This window comes from Dactylosporangium sp. NPDC050588 (assembly GCF_040654975.1).
Classification (GTDB): Bacteria; Actinomycetota; Actinomycetes; order Mycobacteriales; family Micromonosporaceae; genus Dactylosporangium; species Dactylosporangium maewongense.
This window is the reverse complement of sequence record NZ_JBFAJA010000009.1, coordinates 34,202-54,426: the sequence shown is the minus strand read 5'-3', so window position 1 is coordinate 54,426 and position 20,225 is coordinate 34,202. Positions and strand designations below refer to the sequence as shown.

At 71.7% G+C, this 20,225-nt stretch carries 15 protein-coding genes; 2 read left to right on the top strand and 13 right to left on the bottom strand.

Features of this window, described 5'->3' with window-relative positions; all coding sequences use genetic code 11:
• Positions 1–2 precede the first annotated feature (2 nt).
• From AB0I21_RS07930 to ftsY, 5 genes are all read right to left on the bottom strand, one after another.
• The gene (locus AB0I21_RS07930) at positions 3–2,252 is read right to left on the bottom strand and encodes a [protein-PII] uridylyltransferase (protein WP_360559624.1); all 2,250 of its coding nucleotides are present in this window, start codon (positions 2,250–2,252) and stop codon (positions 3–5) included.
• Positions 2,253–2,261: 9 nt separating this feature from the next.
• Entirely contained in the window at positions 2,262–2,600 is a 339-nt protein-coding gene (locus AB0I21_RS07925; RefSeq protein WP_033358035.1) for a P-II family nitrogen regulator, read from the bottom strand.
• 27 nt (positions 2,601–2,627) lie between these two features.
• Positions 2,628–4,019, bottom strand: a complete 1,392-nt coding sequence (locus tag AB0I21_RS07920; RefSeq protein WP_360559623.1) for an ammonium transporter — start codon at positions 4,017–4,019, stop codon at positions 2,628–2,630.
• A 174-nt stretch (positions 4,020–4,193) separates the two neighbouring features.
• Positions 4,194–4,982, bottom strand: coding sequence for an aminoglycoside phosphotransferase family protein (locus tag AB0I21_RS07915; protein WP_360559622.1), 789 nt, complete (start codon positions 4,980–4,982; stop codon positions 4,194–4,196).
• A 67-nt stretch (positions 4,983–5,049) separates the two neighbouring features.
• A complete protein-coding gene (ftsY, locus tag AB0I21_RS07910; protein ID WP_360559621.1) occupies positions 5,050–6,279 on the bottom strand; it encodes a signal recognition particle-docking protein FtsY in 1,230 nt (409 codons plus the stop codon).
• Positions 6,280–6,396: 117 nt separating this feature from the next.
• Between ftsY and AB0I21_RS07905 the strand changes: the two genes are divergently transcribed.
• Positions 6,397–8,061: an alkaline phosphatase D family protein gene (locus AB0I21_RS07905; RefSeq protein WP_360559620.1), complete on the top strand. Its 1,665-nt coding sequence runs from the start codon at positions 6,397–6,399 to the stop codon at positions 8,059–8,061.
• A 21-nt stretch (positions 8,062–8,082) separates the two neighbouring features.
• Here AB0I21_RS07905 and AB0I21_RS07900 read toward each other — a convergent pair whose 3' ends face one another.
• The 5 genes from AB0I21_RS07900 to AB0I21_RS07880 are packed head-to-tail and all read right to left on the bottom strand — an operon-like array spanning position 8,083 to position 14,611.
• Positions 8,083–9,864 (bottom strand): discoidin domain-containing protein, encoded by a 1,782-nt coding sequence (locus AB0I21_RS07900; protein ID WP_360559619.1) that lies wholly within the window; start codon positions 9,862–9,864, stop codon positions 8,083–8,085.
• 10 nt (positions 9,865–9,874) lie between these two features.
• The gene (locus AB0I21_RS07895; RefSeq protein WP_360559618.1) at positions 9,875–10,798 is read right to left on the bottom strand and encodes a substrate-binding domain-containing protein; all 924 of its coding nucleotides are present in this window, start codon (positions 10,796–10,798) and stop codon (positions 9,875–9,877) included.
• The gene (locus AB0I21_RS07890; RefSeq protein WP_360559617.1) at positions 10,795–11,751 is read right to left on the bottom strand and encodes an ABC transporter permease; all 957 of its coding nucleotides are present in this window, start codon (positions 11,749–11,751) and stop codon (positions 10,795–10,797) included. The genes AB0I21_RS07895 and AB0I21_RS07890 overlap by 4 nt, the downstream gene beginning before the upstream one ends.
• A 5-nt stretch (positions 11,752–11,756) precedes the next feature.
• Positions 11,757–13,223, bottom strand: coding sequence for a sugar ABC transporter ATP-binding protein (locus AB0I21_RS07885; RefSeq protein ID WP_360559616.1), 1,467 nt, complete (start codon positions 13,221–13,223; stop codon positions 11,757–11,759).
• Positions 13,220–14,611, bottom strand: coding sequence for an aldehyde dehydrogenase family protein (locus AB0I21_RS07880; RefSeq protein ID WP_360559615.1), 1,392 nt, complete (start codon positions 14,609–14,611; stop codon positions 13,220–13,222). Before AB0I21_RS07880 ends, AB0I21_RS07885 begins: the two co-directional genes overlap by 4 nt.
• Before the next feature lie 196 nt (positions 14,612–14,807).
• Here AB0I21_RS07880 and AB0I21_RS07875 point away from each other — a divergent pair, with 196 nt between their 5' ends.
• Positions 14,808–15,290: a glutathione peroxidase gene (locus AB0I21_RS07875; protein WP_360559614.1), complete on the top strand. Its 483-nt coding sequence runs from the start codon at positions 14,808–14,810 to the stop codon at positions 15,288–15,290.
• Here the strand turns inward: AB0I21_RS07875 and AB0I21_RS07870 are convergent.
• From AB0I21_RS07870 to AB0I21_RS07860, 3 genes are all read right to left on the bottom strand, one after another.
• Complete coding sequence (locus AB0I21_RS07870) at positions 15,287–15,883, bottom strand: HAD-IA family hydrolase (protein WP_360559613.1); 597 nt, start codon at positions 15,881–15,883, stop codon at positions 15,287–15,289. The two genes, AB0I21_RS07875 and AB0I21_RS07870, sit on opposite strands and share 4 nt — an antisense overlap.
• On the bottom strand, positions 15,880–19,452 hold the full coding sequence (gene smc / locus AB0I21_RS07865; RefSeq protein WP_360559612.1) for a chromosome segregation protein SMC: 3,573 nt from the start codon (positions 19,450–19,452) through the stop codon (positions 15,880–15,882). The genes AB0I21_RS07870 and smc overlap by 4 nt, the downstream gene beginning before the upstream one ends.
• A 389-nt stretch (positions 19,453–19,841) precedes the next feature.
• The gene (locus tag AB0I21_RS07860) at positions 19,842–20,036 is read right to left on the bottom strand and encodes a hypothetical protein (protein WP_033357811.1); all 195 of its coding nucleotides are present in this window, start codon (positions 20,034–20,036) and stop codon (positions 19,842–19,844) included.
• Positions 20,037–20,225: the final 189 nt, after the last annotated feature.

Genomic DNA, 20,225 nt, shown 5'->3' with positions numbered 1-20,225 from the left:
CGCTACCCGGGCGTCGCCGCCTGCAGCACCGCGTCCGCCACCCTGGCGCGGTCGTCCGCGGACAGCTCCCCGGCCAGGTAGAAGGCGTCGACGACCTCGCCGCCGAGGGTCGAGATGCGGGCCGAGCGCACGTCGGCGCCGACGTCCTCCAGGGCGTACGCGACCCGGAAGAGCAGCCCCGGCGTGTCGGAGGCGCGCAGCTCAAGGACGGTGGCGGCGGTGGCGGCGCTCGCCGGCTGCCACACCACGCGCGGCGGGACGGTGTTGCGCTGCCTGGCGGAGCGCTCCCGGGCCGCGAGCCGCTCGGCGACGGGCAGCTCGCCCAGCACGGCGCGGCGCAGGTCGCTTGCGACCGCCTCCCGGTCGACCTCCCCGCCGTACCGCGGCTGGACGGCGCAGACCATCCTGGCCAGGTCACCCGTGCTGACCGTGTCGGCGGCCACCACGTCGAGGCGGTGCAGCGACAGGCAGCCGGCCACCGCGGCGAGCAGCCCGCGCCGGTCCTGCGCGGTCACCGACACGACGTCGGTGTCGACGTGCACCGCGGGCAGCTTCCCGGCGACGGGCAGCGCGGCGGCCGGCGACGGCGGCGGCGCGACCACCCCGGTGTCCAGAGCCCGCTCGACGTGCCGGACCAGCTCGGTGATGAGCCGGCCCTTCCAGTCGGACCAGGCGGCGGGCCCGGTCGCGGCGGCGTCGGCGCGGGCGAGCGCGTGCAGCACGGCCAGGGTCGAGTGGTCGCCGACGGCGCCGGCGACCCCGGCGATCGTCCGCGGGTCGCTGAGGTCGCGGCGGGTCGCCGTGTCCGGCAGCAGCAGGTGCAGCCGGACGGCCCTCTCGACCAGGTCGACGTCGATGGGCGGCAGGCCGAGGCGGGCGGCGATGTCGGCGGCGATCGGCGCGCCGACGGTGCTGTGGTCGCCGGGCAGGCCCTTGCCGATGTCGTGCAGCAGGCCGCAGAGCACCAGCAGGTCGGGGCGGTCGACGTCGCGGGACAGCTTCGCGGCGTGCCGGGCGGTCTCGACCAGGTGCCGGTCGACGGTGAACAGGTGCACCGGGTTGTGCTGGGGCAGGCTGCGGATCCGGGCCCACTCGGGCAGCCAGTTCACGACCAGCCCGTACCGGTCGCACGCCTCCCAGATCGAGATCATCGACGGGCCGCTGCCCAGGAGCGTGAGCAGGGCGTCGCGGGCCGGCGTCGGCCACGGCTGCGGCATCGGCGCGGCGAACTGGCCGAGCCACTCCAGCGTCGCGTGCGCGATCGGCAGGTCGGCGCGGGCCGCGGCGGCGGCGACGCGCAGCGGCAGCGACGGGTCGGGCCGCGGCGTCACGGCCGCCCGCGCGAGGACGACCTCGCCGTGCTGCTCGACGACGTCACGGGCGAGGGGCCGGCGCCCGGCGTGGCCGCGGGTGGCCGGCGAGGACCAGCGCTCGACCGCGCGCCAGGCGTCGTCGCTGGCGTAGGCGATGGTGCGGGCGGCTTCCGCGATGCGTCGCAGCACCTCGTCGCGGTCGCCGAGGTCGAGCAGCTCGGCGACCTCGTCGCGGTCCTGGGCGAGCAGCCGGTCGACGCGGCGCCCACGCACGGCGTGCAGCGCGTCGCGGACGTCGAGGAGGGTGCGGTACGCGCCGCGAACCGCCGGCCGGGGACCGTCGGCGACGCCGGCGAAGCCGATGCCGCGCAGCACGCCCACGTCGCGCAGGCCGCCCCGGGACTCCTTGACGTCGCCTTCGAGCAGGAAGGCCAGCTCGCCGTGGGCCTCCCAGCGGGCCTGGGTGAGCGCGCGCAGCGCGGGCAGCAGGTGCCGGGCCTCGCGCCGCCACTGCGCGACGGCGTCGGCGTGCAGGCGGTCCAGCAGGCGGCCGTCGCCGGCGACGAGCCGGGCGTCGAGCAGCCCGAGCGCCACCTTCAGGTCCTTCTGGGCCAGCTCCAGGGCCTGCTCGGGGGTCCGGGTGGAGTGGTCGAGCGCGAACTTGGCGTCCCAGATCTGGTACCACATCCGCGTGCCGACCTCGTCCGCGGCGTCGGCGGCCCCGGCGGAGTGGAGCAGGACGAGATCGAGGTCGCTGCGCGGGGCGCATTCGCGGCGGCCGAGACCGCCGACGGCGACCAGCGCGGCGCCCTCAGCGGCACCGCCCGCCGACGTGTAGACATCCACGAGCCAGGAGTCGAGGGCCGCCGAGCGCGAGGCTCGCGCGGCGGCGCCCGCCCCGGTGGAAAGCACCGGGGCGGGCGCCGGAAGTTGCGTCACGTGTGCCGGCTACAGCGCGTCGAGGCCGCGCTCGCCGGTGCGGACCCGGATGACCTCGTCGACCGAGGTGACCCAGACCTTGCCGTCACCGATCTTGCCGGTGCGGGCGGCGGTGACGATGGCGTCCACGACCTTCTCGAAGTCCAGCTCGTCGGTGACGATCTCGACGCGGATCTTCGGGACGAACTCCACCGTGTACTCCGCACCGCGGTAGACCTCGGTGTGGCCCTTCTGACGCCCGTATCCCTGAACCTCGCTCACGGTCAGGCCGGCCACGCCAAGCGCGTGCAGGGCCTCTTTCACCGCGTCGAGCTGGTACGGCTTGATGACCGCGGTCACCAGCTTCATGCCCATTCCCTCCGTCATCCCTCGACGCTAACCGACGACTTTTTCCACCGGCGCCGGCGCCGCCGGTGCTGATGCGCTTGCCGAACCACCGATCCCCGCCAGGGCGAAGGCACCGGTCGAGCCGCCGCCACCACCCGGGTTGTGGAGATCGTAACCACTCTCCGCGTGCTCCGAGATGTCGATGCCCTCGACCTCGGCCTCCGCGCTGACCCGGAACCCGATCGTCTTCTCGATGATGAAGGCGAGGACGAAGGCGATCGCGAAGGAGTAGACCGTCACGATGGCGCTCGCCGCGGCCTGCGCGCCGAGCTGGGCCGCGCCGCCGCCGAAGAACAGGCCGTCCTTGGCGCCGACGACGTCGGTGATCGCCGAGTTGATGTCCGAGTTGGCGAAGAAGCCCAGCGCCAGGGAGCCGAGCCAGCCGCCGACGAAGTGGACGCCCACGACGTCGAGCGAGTCGTCGAACCCGAAGCGGTACTTGAGGCTCACCGCGAGGGCGCAGACGATACCGGCGGCCAGGCCGAGCAGGACCGCGGCCCACGAGTCGATGAAGCCACAGGCGGGGGTGATCGCGACCAGACCGGCGATGGCGCCGGAGGAGGCACCGACCAGGGTCGGCTTCCGGTCACGGATCCACTCGACGATGACCCAGCCGAGCACCGCGGCGGCGGTCGCGACCTGGGTGTTGACGAACGCGAGGCCGGTCACGCCGTCGACCGTGAGCTCGGAGCCCGCGTTGAAACCGAACCAGCCGAACCACAGCAGACCGGCGCCGAGGGCGACGAACGGCACGTTGTGCGGCTTCATGCTCTCCCGCGGCCAGCCGATGCGCTTGCCGAGGACCAGCGCCACGCCGAGCGCTGCCGCACCGGCGTTGATGTGGACGGCGGTGCCACCGGCGAAGTCGAGCGGGTGCAGCTTCTGGAAGATCCAGCCGCCGCCCCACACGTTGTGGGCGACGGGGAAGTAGACGAGCGTGGCCCAGCCGAACGCGAACAGCAGCCAGCCGGCGAACTTGGCCCGGTCGGCGATCGCGCCGCTGATCAGGGCGACCGTGATGACGGCGAACGTCATCTGGAAGACCATGAAGACGTAGGTCGGGATGCCGATGCCTGACGGGTTCTCGTCCGTGGCACCCCAGAACAGGTCCGTGTAGGTCTTGGAGCCCATGTAGTCGCCGAGGTTACCGATGAAGCCACCCAGGCTGTCCGTGCCGAACGAGGCCGAGAAGCCGTAGAACAGCCAGAGAATGCTGACGAGCCCGATGGTCGAGAAGCTCATCATCATCATGTTGAGGACGCCCTTGGAACGGTTCAGGCCACCGTAGAACAGTGCCAGACCCGGCGTCATGAGCAGCACAAGCGCTGTCGAAACCAGCAACCAAGCGGTGTTGCCGGTATCGATGGTCGCTTCAGGCACGCTGGCCTCCTAGTAGTCGAGATCCTCCCTCCCGACCTGAAGAAGCAGCGTCGCCCTTCCAGCCGGTTGCGCGAGAGCTTCCAGGGCTCACGTTTCGCGCACCGGCGCTGAGCGATTTCTAAGGCGTCACGTCATGTTTCCAGCGTGTGAAGAAACGCTCACACACAAATAGCCCTATCGAAGGGCGTATTCGAGCGTGTGCCGCTCATAGTCGATGAGCCGCAGGTCACGGACCGGACGACGGAGATGTCCCTTGTGCACGATCCGCACGAAAGCGGGGTCTCCCGCGGCCGCCATGCGTCGAATTCCCTCGATGTGATCAACAATCCGTTTCCGGATGACGCGCACGAGGCGGTGCCGGTCACGCGGGGTCAGCCCATACGCGTCGGCGAACATGCGCAGCCGCCGCGGCCGGTTCGGCCGCTTCCAGCCGAGCGTGTAGGAGTCGCGGTCGGAGAAGAGCGGCACCCAGGTCCACGCGGCATAGGCGACGTCGTAGATCCTGGCGCCCGGCGAGGCGAGGTCGAAGTCGATCAGCGACAGCGTCCCGTCGGGCCGCCAGATCACGTTGTGCGGCGCCGCGTCGTGGTGGCAGATGACCTCGGTGTCCGGCGGCGGCGGGCCGAAGGAGCGCCACACCGCGTTGGGCGGCGGGCGGAACCCGGCCTGCGCGTCGTGGAACATCCGCAGCATGGTCGCCACGGTGACCATCGCCTCGTCGGTCACCCAGTGCGGGGCGAGCGGATAGCTACCCGGCTCGCCCTCCAGGTAGGACAGGACCTCGCGGCCCCGCTCGTCGATACCGAACGCCCGAGGCGCGCCGGTGAACCCGACATACTCCAGGTGCCGCAACAGCGCATGCACCGCCGGCGTCCAGGGTCCGGCGTTGCGGCGCACGGTGTCTCCCGAGCGCACCACGACGGAGGTGTTTCCGCCGTGGAGGGGGATCTCCTGCTGCGTCACGTGTCGTCCTTCGCGTCCCGATCGAGCTTCGCGTGCCTTGCTTTCCGACTGGTGCTTCCCGTCGAGGTTACGCGTCCGTGCCAACGAGTGCGTCGACGAACTGCCGGGCATCGAAGGGCGCCAGATCGTCGGGGCCCTCGCCGAGGCCGACCAGCTTCACCGGGATGCCCAGTTTGCGCTGGACGGCGATGACGATCCCGCCCTTGGCGGTGCCGTCGAGCTTGGTGAGCACCACGCCCGTGACGTCGACCACCTCGGTGAACACCCGCGCCTGCTCCAGCCCGTTCTGCCCGGTGGTGGCGTCGAGGATCAGCAGGGTCTCGTCGACCGGCCCGTGCTTCTCCACGACGCGCTTGACCTTGCCCAGCTCGTCCATCAGACCGACCTTGTTCTGCAGCCGGCCGGCGGTGTCGATCAGCACGGTGTCCACACTCGTATCGATACCCCGTTTGACCGCGTCGAACGCCACCGACGCCGGATCCGCACCCTCCGGGCCCCGGACCACCTCGGCGCCCACCCGGCTGCCCCAGGTCGCGAGCTGCTCGGTGGCGGCGGCGCGGAACGTGTCGGCCGCGCCCAGCAGCACCGTGTGACCGTCGGCGATCAGCACCCGCGCGATCTTGCCGCAGGTGGTGGTCTTGCCGGCGCCGTTGACGCCGACGACGAGCAGCACCGCCGGGCGCCCGTCGCGGGCGGTGGCGGCGAGGCTGCGGTCCATCTCCGGCTGGAGGGCGGCGACCAGCTCGTCGGCGAGCATCCCGCGCAGCTCCGAGGCGGTCGCGGTGCCGTGCACCCGGGCCCGCTCGCGCAGCTTCCCGACGATCTCCGTGGTCGCGGCGACGCCGACGTCGGCGCCGATCAGGGTCTCCTCGACCTCGTCCCAGGTGTCGTCGTCGAGCCTGTCCCGCGACAGCAGCGCGAGCAGCCCCTTGCCGAACACGTTCTGCGAGCGCGACAGCCTGGCCCGCAGCCGCACCAGCCGCCCGGCGGTCGGCTCGGGCACCTCGACCGGCGGGACCTCGACGGGCGGCGGGGCCTCGACCACCGGCGGCGGCGCCTCCACGGTCGGCGGCGGCGCCTCCACGACGGGCGGCGGGGCCTTCACCGGCGGCGGCACGGTCTTCACCGGCGGCGCCTTCGGCGGAGCGGGCGGCACCTGCTTGGTGGGAGGGGCGACGGTCGGCTTCTGCGCCGGCGGGAGGGTCGGTGGCTTGCGGAAACGGGGCGCTACCAGCGCGAGGGTCGCCCCGATCACCACGACGAGCAGCACCAGGCCGAAGACGATGTACGACTCCATGGCAGGAATCCTCCCAGACGACGCGCTCCGGGGCCTGCAGTGGCGCCAGGTCGGCCCACGCAGGATCATCTTCAGTGCACCCCCTCACGTCCTGCCACCGTCTTGGAGGTCCATGACATGCCGGAGGACGACTCGCCCCGGTCGCTCGACGAAGACCACGGCCCGCTGCTCCTGGGCCCCGTCCTGCGCCGCGTCGAGGGCGACCGGGCGACGATCTGGGTGGAGACCTCGCACCCCGCGACGGTCGAGGTCGACGCCTCCCCCGCCGGCGGCTCCGCCCGCACGTTCACCGTCCACGGGCACCACTACGCCCTGGTCGTGGTGTCCGGGCTGCCGGAGGAGGCGGTCACGCCGTACACCGTGCGCATCGACGGCGCCGAGGTCTGGCCGCCGCCGGACTCGACCTCGCCACCCTCGGCGATCCGCACGAGACCGGCCGGCGTACCCGTGCGGTTGATCTTCGGCTCCTGCCGCGAGTCGAGCCCGCTGAGCGTGACCCGCTTCCCGCCGGACGCCCTGGACGCCTACGCGGGCCGGCTGATCGAGTCGATCAACGCCGACGCGCCCACCGAGTGGCCTGACATGCTCGTGCTGCTCGGCGACCAGGTCTACGCGGACGAGACCCCGGAGAAGATCCAGAAATGGCTCCGCCGCCGCAAGCGCCGCGCCGACGCGCCGAAGAAGCAGGTGGTGGACTTCCACGAGTACACGAAGCTCTACCTCGACTCGTGGGGCGACCCGGAGATCCGCTGGCTGCTGTCCACCGTCCCGAGTGTCATGATCTTCGACGACCACGAGATCATCGACGACTGGAACACCTCCGACCGGTGGCGCGCCAAGATGGCCGACCTGTCCTGGTGGGAGGAGCGCATCCAGGCCGGTCTCTCCTCCTACTGGGTCTACCAGCACCTGGGCAACATCGCGCCCAGCGCCCTCGAGGACGACAAGATGTACACGGCGGTCGTTCAGGCCGGCGGGGACGCCACCGAGGTCCTGGACGCGTTCGGCACGCGCGCGGACCACGAGCCCGCCGAGTACCGGTGGAGCTACGCCATCGACATCGACCGGACCCGGCTGATCGTGGTCGACAACCGCGCCGCCCGCGTGCTGGAGCGCGGCCACCGGGCGATGCTGCGGGAGTCGGAGTGGCGGTGGCTCACCGAGCGGATCCCCGGCGACTACGACCACCTGCTGATCGGCTCCTCGCTGCCGTGGCTGCTGCCGCCGGCCATCCACCACCTGGAGGCCGCCACCGAGCGGATCGCCGAGTCGCCGCGCGACTGGGTGTCGAAGTTCGGCGAGAAGCTCCGCCAGGCGGTCGACCTGGAGCACTGGGCGGCGTTCACCCGCTCGTTCGACGACTTCACCGCCCTGCTGAGCAAGGTCGGCGCGGGTGAGGGCGGGGTCTCGCCGCCCCCGGCGACGATCAGTGTGCTGTCGGGTGACGTTCACCACTCCTATGCGGCCCGGGCACACCTCGGCCCGTCCGTCGTCACCCCGGTGCACCAGCTCACCTGCTCGCCGGTGCACAACGACATGCCGAAATACATCCGACCGGCGATGAAGTTCGGCTGGAACCCGCCCGCCGCGAAGCTCATGCGGGCCCTCGCCCGCTCCGTGGGCCTGCCCCCACCGCCGGTCCGCTGGGACAAGACCGCCGACCCGTACTTCGGCAACGCGGTCGGCGTCCTGGTGCTCGACGGCCGCTCCGCCCACGTCACGGTCGAGGGCACCCGGCCCGACAAGACCCTGGGCGAGGTCGCGTCGCTGAGGCTCAGCTGAGCCTCGCCCAGGGGCCGCCGGTCAGGCCGCGTACGCCTCCAGCTCGAAGATCCGGGCGGCGGTGTCGCTGTCGTTCGTCGGGGTGATCACGTTCAGGCGGAGATGTCGTGCCGTCCGCGGGGTGAACGTGTGCGTGGTGGTGTTCGCGGTGTTGCCCCGCACCTGGGCGACGGTCGTCCAGGTGGTGCCGTCCAGGCTGGTCTGCAGGTCGAAGTCCTTCGTGTTCCAGCTGGCCTTCTCGCCGCCCGCCCCCGAGTGCCGCAGGACGATCCTGCCGACCTGCTGGTTGGAGCCCAGGTCGACGCGCAGCCACTTGTTCGTGCCCAGCGCGCACCACTTGTCCGACAGGCCGCCGGTCCAGCTGCCGTTGACCGCCTTCGCCGGCGCCTCGGCCGCCGCGCACTGCGACGACGCCGTGGCCGCCTTGTTCAGGGCCAGGTTGGGCGCGGGCGCGGTGTCGGGCACGAAGAGCTTGATGTCGGTGAGGCTGGCGGATCCCTCGTACACGTTGGTGTAGAGGTCACCGATCACGAACGAGTCGGGGTAGGCCGAGCCGGACGGCCACTGGTTGGGCCACGTGGTGCTGCCGAAGTCGTCGTTCTGCACCAGGTTGCCGTTGAACTGGCCGTTGTACCCGACGGCCGTGGTGTTGTAGTGCCAGATCGGCACGTTGTTGACGACGAAGTCGCGGTGGAAGCGCAGCGTCCGCTGCCCGGAGCGGGCGAAGTTGCCGCTCGCCTCGAGCGTGTAGCCGGTCGCGTCGCGCTCGATCGCGAACGTGTAGTACTCGTTGGGCATGAGCTCCGGCTGCAGCTCCGCGGCGCTGGACAGCTGGTTCTCCGCGGCGCCGCCGGAGCAGCTGGTCATGAACCACTGGGAGTTGCCGGGCAGGCCGCCGGCACCCGGGTTCCAGTTGGGCATGCCGGAGATCCACATGTTGACGGTGTTGAAGTTGCCGTCGCGGTAGTTGTAGTACGTGTTGTTCGCGGCGTTGCACACCCGGCCGCCGGTGCCGGACCCGACCCGGTCGGGGTGCTGGGAGAACGAGTCCATCAGCACCTTGCGGTGGTAGTGCCAGAAGTGGTTGTTGCGCGGCGCGGGGTTGGCGAAGTCGACGATGGACAGGAAGTGGAAGCCGTTGTACCCGTAGGGTCCGGCCCGCACGTCCTGCCACTCGCAGTAGGGCACCGACGCGTCGCCGCTCCAGCCAGGGCTGTTGGAGCCCTCGCCCCACGGGTGCTGGGTCTTGCAGCCCGCGGTGGAGTAGCCGTTGACCCGGCCGTTGTAGTTGATGGTGCCGTTGCGCTTGCCGCCGAAGTCGATCGTCTTGAGCTTGTACTCGATGCGGTACTGGTCGGGCAGCGCCTGCGTCGGGCGGAAGATCGCGCCGCCGGTGCTCTCGGGCACGTTGAGGACCGCGGCGCTGGACCCGCCGACCGTGGCGGTGGTGATCGACGGCGGCGCCTCCAGCACGCCGTCCTTGTTGAAGTCGCGGGCCGACAGCGAGGCGGTGAGCCAGCCGTTCTGCCCGACGGTGAACTCCTTGCGGTACGTGTCGAACGAGTTGAACTGCGTCGTCCAGGCGGGCCCGTAGTCGTTGCGGTACCACTGCCCGGCGTCGTCGGTGATGGTGTCGAACGGGTTGGCGTAGGTCTCGCGGACCCACGGCGCGTTGCCCGTGTTGATGGGCTGGGCGAAGTTCTCGGAGTAGAGCAGCCGCCAGGTCGGTGCCGCCGCGGCGGGGGCGGCCGGGATCGCGACCAGCGAACCGGCGACCAGGGCACCTACGAGCAGTCGTCTCATGTGGACGCTCCTAGAGGTATTGGGACGCGTTGTCCTTGGTGATCTGCGGCGAGGGCACGACGGTGTCCTTCTCGACCTTGGCGCCGCCGAGGACCTCGACCGTGCGGTCCAGGGCGAGCGAGCCGATCACCTTCGGGCTGTTGAGGCCGGTGACGACGTAGTTGGTGCCGTCGAGGATCGCCTTGAGCGCCTCGGCCTGCCCGTCGACGCCGGCGAGCACGATCTGCCCGGCCTTGCCCGCGGCGGCGATCGCCCGCTGCGCGCCGAGGCACATCGCGTCGTTCTCGCAGAAGACGGCGACGAGATCGGGGTGCTTGGCGAGCAGCCCCTCCATGACGGTGAGCCCGCCGTCGGAGCCCCAGTTGCCGAAGTCGGGGGCCTCGACGAGGGTGATGTCGGCCTTGGTACCGAGCACCGACTTCAACCCGTTGGTGCGGGCCAGACCGATCGAGTTGTCCGCCGGCCCGCCCTTGATGATCGCGACCTTGCCCTTGACGCGGCCCGCCAGGAACTCGCCGTCCTGCTTGCCGATGGCCTCGTTGTCGGGCCCGATCCAGCTGGTGTACTCGCCGGTGGCGAACTTCCGGTCGACCAGCACGACGGGCTTGCCCGCCGCCTTGATCGCGTTCAGGGCGGCCGGCGCCGACTCGAGCGGGCCGCCCGAGATGATGATCGCGTCGACGTTCTTGCTGAGCAGGTCCTCGACGTTGGCGGCGAGCTTGGCGGCGTCGCCCCCGGCGTCGGTGCTGACGATCTTCACGTTGCCCTTGGTCTTGGCCTGCGCGGCGATCGCGGCGTCCATGCCGCTGAAGTACGGCCCGCTGAGCAGGAAGTTCGCGACGCCGACGGTGTACTCGTCCTTCCCCGCGGGGTCGTCGGAGCAGGCGGTGAGGCCCAGCGCCGCCACCAGAAGCAGGGATAAGGCTCTTCTCATGCGCGTCCCTTCGCGACGGAGCGCGGCCGCCTCGAGCGCTGCACGAGGATGACCGCGATGATGATCAGTCCCTTGAGCACCTGCTGCCAGAACGACTGCACGCCGTACAGGTTCAGCAGGTTGTTGATCAGGACCAGGACGAGCACCCCGCCGAAGGCACCCTTCGCCGAACCCCGGCCTCCGGACAGGCTCGCGCCGCCGATGACGCAGGCCGCGATCGCGTCGAGCTCGAAGGCGACCCCGACGCTGGGTTGTGCGATGCCGACCCGGCTGGTCAGGATGACCCCGGCGAGTCCGGCACAGAAGCCGCTGACGCAGTAGGCGAGCACGATGTGCCGTCGCACGTCGATGCCCGCCAGGCGGACCGTCTCCGCGTTGCCGCCGATGGCGATGATCGAGCGCCCGGGTGGCGTCCGGGCCAGGAACACGCCACCGATCGCGAAGACGGCCAGCATGATCAGCGTGATCAGGGGGACGGGGCCGACCATGGCCGAGCCCAGCGTGAGGAACGCGGGGTCGGCCGGTGCGATCGGCACCTCCGAGTAGACGAACGCGAGCCCGCGGACCGTGGTGAGCGCCGCGAGGGTGACCACGAACGGCGCGAGCTCGAACCGGGCCACCAGGACGCCGTTGACCGCGCCGAACGCGAGCCCGCACAGGACGCCGGCCGCCATCGCCAGCGGGATCGGCAGGTCCGCGGCCAGGCCCGCGGTCACGATCCCGGCGAACGCGACGACCGACCCGACGGACAGGTCGATCCCGCCGGTGAGGATCACGACGAGCATGCCGAAGGCGAGCAGCCCCGTCGTGACCATCTGCTTGAGGAGGTTGGTGATGTTGGTGCCGCTGAGAAAGCTGTCCGACGTGGTGGCCGCGACGACGATCAGCGCCGCGATCAGCAGCGCGAAGGCCGCCTCGACGGTCACGTCCCGGTTGCGGATCCGAAGTGCCAACGTTGTCACTCGATCGCCCTCTCCAGGACCTGTTCCTCGGTGGTGCCTTCGGACGGCAGCTCACCGGCGAGCCGGCCCTGCCGCATGACGAGGACCCGGTCGGTGGCGCCGAGCACCTCGGTCAGGTCGGAGGAGATGAGGAGCACGCCCATTCCCGCGCGGGCGAGCCCGTCCACGGTGCGGTAGATCTCGACCCGGGTGGCCATGTCGACCCCGCGGGTCGGCTCGTCGAGAATCAGCACGCGGGGGCCGGTGAGCAGCCACTTGGCGAGCACGACCTTCTGCTGGTTGCCGCCGCTCAGGTGTACGACCGGCATGCCCGCGCACCGGTCGGGGCGGATGCCGAGCCGCTCGATCATGCCGTGCACGGAAGCCTGCTGCCGGGTGCGGTCGATGAACGGGCCGCGGGCGGTCGACCGCCAGGTGGTGAGGCCGATGTTGTCCCGGACGGTCATGCCGAGCACCAGGCCGCTGCCGGCCCGGTCCTCGGTCACCATCGCGACGCCCGCCCGGATCGCCTCCTTCGGGCTGCGGAACGCCGCGCCCGCGGCCGGGCGGGCGGCCCCGAACAGACACGCGGCCAGTTCGCTGCGGCCCGACCCGACGAGGCCGAAGAGCCCCACGATCTCGCCGGACCGCAGCGTGAACGACACGTCTTCGAACTCCCCCGTCCTGCCGAGCCCGTCGACGGTCAGCAGCGGCTCCCCCGGCAGCGCTTCCAGGACGGGCCGGCGCTCCGGGTAGATCCGGTCCACGGTCCGGCCCGCCATGAGCCGGATGAGGGTGCCCTCGTCGGTGGCGTCCGGGGTGGTGGTCGCCACGACGTGGCCGTCCTTGACCACGACGATGCGGGTGGCCAGCTCCAGGACCTCGGCGAGGCGGTGCGACACGTACACCACCAGCACCCCGCGCTCCTGCAGCCGCCGGATCACGGCGAACAACGCGTCGAGGTCCGCGCCGGCGAGGACCGCGGACGGCTCGTCGAGGACGAGGACGCGGGGCTCGCTGACGAGGGCCTTGGCGATCTCGACCATCTGCTGCCGGGCCACGGACAGCGTGGCCGCCTTCAGCCGCGGGTCGATGCCGCCGAAGCCGATCTCCTCCAGCAGCCGGCCGGCCCGCCGGTGCGCGGCCGGCCAGTCGATCAGGCCGAACCGGCGCGGGAAGTCGCCCATCAGCAGGTTCTCCGTGACCGACAGCTCGGGCACCAGGGAGAGCTCCTGGTGCACGGTGCGGATGCCGGCGGCGTGCGCGTCGTGCGGGGTGCGCAGGGTCAGCTCAGCGTCGTCCCACGAGAGGGTGCCGGAGCTCATCGGTACGACTCCGGCGAGCACCTTGATCAGGGTGGACTTGCCGGCGCCGTTGGCGCCCACGATCGCGAGGACCTCGCCGGGCTCGCCGTGCAGCGTCACCCCGTGCAGGACCTCGACGCCGGCGTAGGACTTGTGGACGTCGCGCAGCCGCAGCGTCATCGGAAGGCGTCCATGACGACGACCGTCTTCTGCCGGGTCAGGTCGAGGACCGTGTCGTGGACGCCCTCGCGGTAGCCGCCGGTGTCCTTGGTGCCGCCGAACGGCAGGTTCTCCGCCCGCAGCGCGGTCGAGCCGTTGACGACGACGCCGCCGACGTCCAGCTGCTTGGCGATGCTCAGCGCGCGGGAGATGTCCCGGGTGAAGACGGCGGCGTGCAGGCCGTACGGGGAGTCGTTGGCGAGCCGGACCGCCTCCGCCGGGTCGTCGAAGCGGGCCACGGGCGCCACCGGCCCGAAGATCTCCTCGGCGAACGCCGGGCTGGCGGCGGGCACGTCGACCAGCACGGTCGGGTCCATGAAGGCCCGCGTGCGGACCCCGCCGGCGACGAGCCGGGCGCCGTCGGCAACGAGCGTCCGGACGGCGTCGAGCACCCGCCCGGCGGCCTCCTCGGCGATGAGCGGGCCGACGTCGGTGGACTCCAGCAGCTGGTCGCCGACGGTCAGCTTCGCGGTCTGCGCGACCAGGGCGTCGACGAACGCGTCGTGGACCGCCGTCTGGACGTACACCCGCTTGACCGCGCAGCAGATCTGCCCGTTGCCCCGGGCGAGCCGGCCCAGCACGACGGCGCGGGCGGCCTCCTCCACGTCGGCGTCGGCGCAGACGATCAGCGCGTCGTTGCCGCCGAGCTCCAGGTGGACCTGCTTGAGCGTGCCCGCGGCCAGGCGGGCGATCTCGCGGCCGGCGGCGGTGCTGCCGGTCAGGGTGACGGCGGCGATCCCGCTCATCTCGGCGAGCTGCCGGCTGACCTCGGCACCGCCGATGACGACCTGGTGCGCGTCGCGGGGTGCTCCCGCCTGCTCCACCAGCTCGGCGATCCGCAGCACCGCCAGGGGGCAGCGGGCGGGGGGCTGCACGACGACCGCGTTGCCGGCGGCGAGGGCGGCGGCGGCCTTGTGCGCGTACAGCTCGACCGGATAGTTGAACGGCACGAGCGCGGCGACGACGCCGAGCGGCTCGCGGATGGTGACCGCGAGGTGCCGCTCCAGGCCCGGCACGGCGTCCAGCGGGATCTGCCGGCCGAAGAGCCTGGTCGCCTCCCCCGCGGTCGCGCGGAAGATGCGGATCGCGGCCTCGACCTCGCCGCGGGTCTGCTGGATCGGCTTGCCGTTCTCGGCGGCGAGGAGCCGGGCGAGGCCTTCGAGCTCGGCCTCGATCAGGTCGGCGACGCGGCGCAGCAGCGCGGCGCGCTCGTGTGCGGGGGCGGCGGCCATCGCCCGCTGGGCTTTGCCGGCCCGCTCGACGGTCGCGGCGACCTGCGCCGCGCCGGTCTCGGGCACCTCCCCCAGCACTTCGCCGGTGCCGGGATTGCGCACGGTGACAACGGCCATGATGGCTGGGCCCTCCTCGGGGGTACGGCGGTCGCGGGCGTGCCTCTCACGCAATGCGCGCAAGGGCAGGTCCGCCGGCGCCGTCCGGCGAGGATCACGGGCGAGACCGCGGTGAGTGAGGGTGGGCTCACCGGGATCGGTCTTTGTTAATGTACCGAACGAACCCCCGAAGTCAAGGTCGGCATACGATCACCCCATGAGCATCTACGACGTCGAGATCGCCGGGCTGCAGGGCGATCCGCTGGACCTCGGCCAGTTCCGCGGGCACCCCGTGCTGGTCGTCAATGTCGCCTCGAAGTGCGGGCTCACGCCGCAGTACACCGAGCTGGAGGCGCTGCAGAAGGAGTACGGCGACCGCGGGTTCACCGTGCTCGGCGTGCCGTGCAACCAGTTCGGCGGGCAGGAGCCGGGCACCACGGAGGAGATCGCCGAGTTCTGCAGCACGACCTACGGCGTGACCTTCCCGATGACGGAGAAGGTCGAGGTGAACGGCGACGGCCGGCACCCGCTCTACCAGCACCTGGTCGACGTCCCGGACGCCGAGGGCTACACCGGGGACATCCGGTGGAACTTCGAGAAGTTCCTGATCGCCCCCGACGGCACGGTCGCGGCCCGCTTCTCGCCGCGGGACACGCCCAAGTCCGATCTCGTCGTGAAGGCGATCGAGACCGCGCTCTAGATCCCCAGAGCCTTCCTCGCGTAGCTCAGGTCGTCGCCGGGCGTGTAGCGGTAGGCCGAGAGGCCTGCCGCTCGCGCCGCGCGAATGTTGCGGTCGATGTCGTCGATGAACAGGCACTGCTTCGGGTGCGCGCCGATGAGCGCGCACGCGGCGCGGAAGAAGCCCGGCGCCGGCTTGTGCACGCTGATCTCCGAGGAGTTGGCGACCGCGTCGAACTGCTTCGTGAGCCCGTGCAGCGCAAGGACGTCACCGAGGTCGTCCATGGCGTTGGTCGCCAGGCCGACCTTCATGCCCGCGGCCCTGACGTCCTTCACGAAGCGCAGCACCTCGGGCACGATCTCGCCCTTGTACGCGTCCCACTCCTGCACGACGGACCCGTCGACGCCCAGGGCCTCGGCGATGCTCTCGAGCCACTCGTCGCGCTTGATCTGCCCGGTGATCGCCGGCAGCTGCCGGTCCCATTCGAGCCCGGCGGCCAGGATCGCGCCGGGCTCCAGGCCGTGCCGCAGCTCGACCAGCTCGGCGATCGCCGGGTCGTGGCGGCGCAGTACACCGTCGAAATCGATCAACAGAGCGGTGGGGCGAGTCGTCATGCGGCTTCTTCCGTGCGGAGGCGCTGAGAGATGACTTCGGTCACACCCTGGCGCATGGTGACGCCGTAGAGGGCGTCGGCGACCTCCATCGTGCGCTTCTGGTGGGTGATGATGATCAGCTGGCTCTTCTCGCGGAGCTGCTCGAAGAGCGTGATCAGGCGGCCGAGGTTGACGTCGTCGAGGGCGGCCTCGACCTCGTCCATGATGTAGAACGGCGAGGGGCGGGCCCGGAAGATCGCGCACAGCAGCGCGACCGCGGTCAGCGACCGCTCGCCACCCGACAGCAGCGACAGCCGCTTGATCTTCTTGCCCGGCGGGCGGGCCTCGACCTCGATGCCGGTGGTGAGCATGTCGTCGGGGTCGGTGAGCACCAGGCGGCCCTCGCCGCCGGGGAACAGCACCGAGAAGACCTGCTCGAACTCGCGCGCCGTGTCGTGGTATGCGCTGGTGAAGACCTCGAGGATGCGGTCGTCGACGTCCTTCACGACGGTGAGCAGGTCACGGCGGGTCGCCTTGAGGTCCTCGAGCTGGTCGGAGAGGAACTTGTAACGCTCCTCCATCGCCGCGAACTCCTCCAGGGCGAGGGGGTTGACCTTGCCCAGCAGGTTGAGCTCGCGCTCGGCCTTCGCGGCGCGCTTCTCCTGCGTGGCCCGGTCGAAGGGCACCGGCGCGGGCGCCGGCTTGCCCTCGGCCTCCGCGGCGGCGACCTCGGGCGCGGTGGGCGGCACCTCCAGGTGCGGGCCGTACTCGGCGACGAGCGTGTCGGCGTCGAGGCCGAACTCCTCGGCGGAGCGCGCCTCCAGCTGCTCGATGCGCATCCGCTGCTCGGCCCGGGCGACCTCGTCGCGGTGCACGGCGTTGGTGAGCCGGTCCAGCTCGGCGGTGAACTGCTTCGCGCGGCCCCGGACCTCGGTCAGCGTCGACTCGCGCTCGGCGCGGGTCTCGGCGAGCGCGTCGCGGGTCTCCTGCGCCTCGGCGATCGACTCGGCGAGATTGTCCAGCGCCAGCTGGGCGGCGCCGACCACGGTCTCGGCGACCCTGGCGCCGCGGGCGCGGGTGGCCTTGCGGGCGGCGGCCCGCTCGCGGGCGGCCCGCTCCTGGGCGGCCTGGCGCAGCAGCGCGTCGGCCCGGCCGGCGAGGGCGCCGACGCGCTCCTCGGCGGTGCGGACGGCGAGCCGGACCTCCATCTCCTGCTGGCGGGCGACGGGCACCTCGGCGGCGAGGTCGTCGCGCTCCATCGTCGAGGGGTCCTCGTCGATCGGCGTCTCCTCGGCGAGGGCCAGACGCTCCTCCAGCTCGGCGAGGCTGGTCACGCCGGACTCGCGGGCCGTCTCCGCCTTCGCGCGGGCGGCGGCGTGCCGCTCGACCTCGGCCTTCGCGGACTTGGCGGCGGCGCCGAACTCGGCGAGGCGGCGGGCGGCGGCGTTCCGCGCGCTGTCGGCCTCCTTCTTCGCCGCGGCGGCCTCCGCGACCTGCTGCTTGGCGCCGGTCGCGGCGTGCCGGGCCAGGGCGAGCAGCTCGCGCGCCTCGGCGACGCGACGCTCCGCGTCGACCTTCTGCTGGCGGGCCTCCTCGACGGCGGCCTGCACCTCGATGTAGCTGTGCTGCTTGCCCGACCCGCCCGCGGCCGCGTACGCGCCGAGGACGTCACCCTCGGGCGTGACGGCGCGCAGGTTGGGCGCGTACGACACGATCCGCTTCGCGACCGTGAGGTCCGGCGCGAAGACCACGTCGCCGATCGCCCGTTCGAGGGCGGGGCGCAGCTCGTCGGGCGCGCGGACGAGGTCCAGGGCCCAGGCGGCGCCGGGCGGCAGCGGGACCCGCTCGACCGGCGGCGCGCTGTGCGTCGGCGCGGACGCGATCAGCAGCGCGGCCCGGCCGGCGTCGTCCTGCTTGAGCATCTCCACGGACGCGGTGGCGCCGTCGATGTTGGCGACCGCGACGGCGTCGGCGAGCGCGCCGAGCGCGGCGGCGAGGGCCGCCTCGTGCCCGGCCTGCACCGACAGCAGCGCGGCGACGCTGCCGAGCATGCCCGGGATCCGGTCGGCGCGGGCGAGCAGCGTGCCGGCACCGTCCTTGCGGCGCAGGCCGGTCGCCAGGGCCTCCTCGCGGGCCTTCCACTGCGCGGCGTCCTTCTCGGCCGCCCGCTCGGCGTCGCTGTGCTGCTTGACCTCGTTGTTGATCGCATCGAGCTCGCGGGTCGCCTCCTGGTGACGGATCTCCAGGTCGGCGTTGGCGTGGTCGGCGACGCTCGCGCCGGCGCTCGCCTCCTCGTACAGCGCGTGGGCGTGCTCGGAGCGCGTCTCGGCCTCGGCGAGCTGCACCGACAGCCGCTCGATCTCGTCGGCGGCGGCCGTCGCGCGGCTGCGCGCGGACTCGACCTGGCCGGCGAGCTTCGCCAGGCCCTCGCGGCGGTCGGCGATGGCCTTGTGCGCGGCGACGATCGCCCTCTCCGCGAACGCGAGCCGCCGCTCCAGGTCCTGCCGCCGGTCGACGGCCTCGGCGAGCCGCTCCTGGCTGGCCTCCAGGGCCGCCCGCAGCTCGTCCTCCTGCTCCCGTACCTTCTCCGCCTCGGCCGTCAGCTGGTCGGGGTCGCGGCCGGGCCGCTCGTCGACGGGGGCGGCGGACAGGTTGCGGTGCCGCTCCGAGGCCAGCTGGTGCAGCGAGCGGTACCGCTCCTGCAGCGTCGACAGCTGGAACCAGGTCTCCTGCGCCTCGGCGAGCACCGGCGCGTCGGCGGCGTGCTCGGCCTCCAGAGTCGCCAGCCGCTCGTTGATCGACTCGACCTCGGCCTCGACCTCCTCGCGGCGGGCCCGCAGCGCGGTCTCGTCCGCGATCTCCTTGTCGAGGGTCGTGCGCAGCGTGGCGAGGTCGTCGGCGAGCAGGCGCAGCCGGGCGTCGCGCAGGTCGGCCTGGATGCCGGCGGCCCGGCGGGCGACCTCGGCCTGCCGGCCGAGCGGCTTGAGCTGGCGGCGCAGCTCTGTGGTGAGGTCACCGAGGCGGTTGAGGTTGGCCGCCATCGCGTCGAGCTTGCGGATCGCCTTCTCTTTGCGCTTGCGGTGCTTCAGGACGCCGGCGGCCTCCTCGATGAACGAGCGGCGGTCCTCCGGGCGGGCGTGCAGCACGCCGTCGAGCCGGCCCTGGCCGACGATCACGTGCATTTCGCGGCCGATGCCGGAGTCCGACAGCAGCTCCTGGATGTCGAGCAGCCGGCACTGGTTGCCGTTGATCTCGTACTCGCTCTCACCGGAGCGGAACATCCGGCGGGTGATCGAGACCTCGGTGTAGTCGATCGGCAACGCGCCGTCGGTGTTGTCGATCGTGAGCGTGACCTCGGCCCGGCCCAGCGGCGCCCGGCCGGCGGTCCCGGCGAAGATCACGTCTTCCATCTTGCCGCCGCGCAGTGCCTTGGCGCCCTGCTCGCCCAGAACCCAGGAGATCGCGTCCACCACGTTGGACTTGCCCGACCCGTTGGGGCCGACGACGCAGGTGATGCCCGGCTCGAGACGCAGCGTGGTCGCGGACGCGAAGGACTTGAAGCCCTTGACCGTCAGGCTCTTGAGATGCACGGATCTCCACGGGTTTGGGTTGGCCGTCGCTCGGGGTTCGTCGCTCGGGCTTGTCTCGGGCTTGTCTCGGGCTGTACTGGGCAGACTATCGCCCGGCAGGATACCCAATCCGGCAGTGCCGCACACCATAATGCGCTGCTGCGCACCCGCGAAAATGTCACCCGGAAGTCATTCGCAACCATTGTCGACGCTGCGTCGTTACACGACTGCACGGCGCTTTCTTGATGTTGCTGCTTTCTTGGCGTTGCTTTGCGGTGCGTGATGACATGACTGCGCGCCGATACCCAGAGGATGATCGGCGCGCGGGTTTACTGTTCAGTTCTGCGTAGGTTCCAGTGCAGAGCGCCGGATTTCTCCGGCGTTCCTTACGTGGTTGCGAAGGCCTTGGGTCAGGCCATCGCCGGCTCGACGAGCCGGACCAGGTGGTCCGTCTCTGCGGCCGCCGCTGCGAGCCGGTCATTCTCGGCGCGCAGCCGGACAACCTCGAACTCGAGCGCCCGAACCTTGGCACGCAGCTGGGTGACCTCGTCTACGAGGCGCCGATCGGGCGCGCCGCCCACGTGGCCGAAGAGGGCCTTAGCCATATCGTCTCCTTGATAAGCGCAGCCGGTCGGATTCCGGCAAACGCGCGCCCAGCACCCGCGACCGAAGCACTAGGGCATGATTGGGCGCGACTGGCGACACCTCTATGTTCGCCCCCGGTCGGCGACTTCGTCAAGCCAACCGGCACGCCAAACGTCCTGGCCAGGGTGTTCTCACTCACCCGGGTGCGT

Bases quoted from the DNA above. Each gene is read 5' to 3' on its own strand.
- AB0I21_RS07925 (WP_033358035.1), bottom strand. From the start codon at position 2,600: ATGAAGCTGGTGACCGCGGTCATCAAGCCGTACCAGCTCGACGCGGTG.
- AB0I21_RS07885 (WP_360559616.1), bottom strand. From the start codon at position 13,223: ATGACGCTGCGGCTGCGCGACGTCCACAAGTCCTACGCCGGCGTCGAG.
- AB0I21_RS07870 (WP_360559613.1), bottom strand. From the start codon at position 15,883: ATGACGACTCGCCCCACCGCTCTGTTGATCGATTTCGACGGTGTACTG.
- AB0I21_RS07875 (WP_360559614.1), top strand. From the start codon at position 14,808: ATGAGCATCTACGACGTCGAGATCGCCGGGCTGCAGGGCGATCCGCTG.
- AB0I21_RS07895 (WP_360559618.1), bottom strand. From the start codon at position 10,798: ATGAGAAGAGCCTTATCCCTGCTTCTGGTGGCGGCGCTGGGCCTCACC.
- AB0I21_RS07880 (WP_360559615.1), bottom strand. From the start codon at position 14,611: ATGGCCGTTGTCACCGTGCGCAATCCCGGCACCGGCGAAGTGCTGGGG.
- AB0I21_RS07860 (WP_033357811.1), bottom strand. From the start codon at position 20,036: ATGGCTAAGGCCCTCTTCGGCCACGTGGGCGGCGCGCCCGATCGGCGC.
- AB0I21_RS07900 (WP_360559619.1), bottom strand. From the start codon at position 9,864: ATGAGACGACTGCTCGTAGGTGCCCTGGTCGCCGGTTCGCTGGTCGCG.
- ftsY (WP_360559621.1), bottom strand. From the start codon at position 6,279: ATGGAGTCGTACATCGTCTTCGGCCTGGTGCTGCTCGTCGTGGTGATC.
- AB0I21_RS07905 (WP_360559620.1), top strand. From the start codon at position 6,397: ATGCCGGAGGACGACTCGCCCCGGTCGCTCGACGAAGACCACGGCCCG.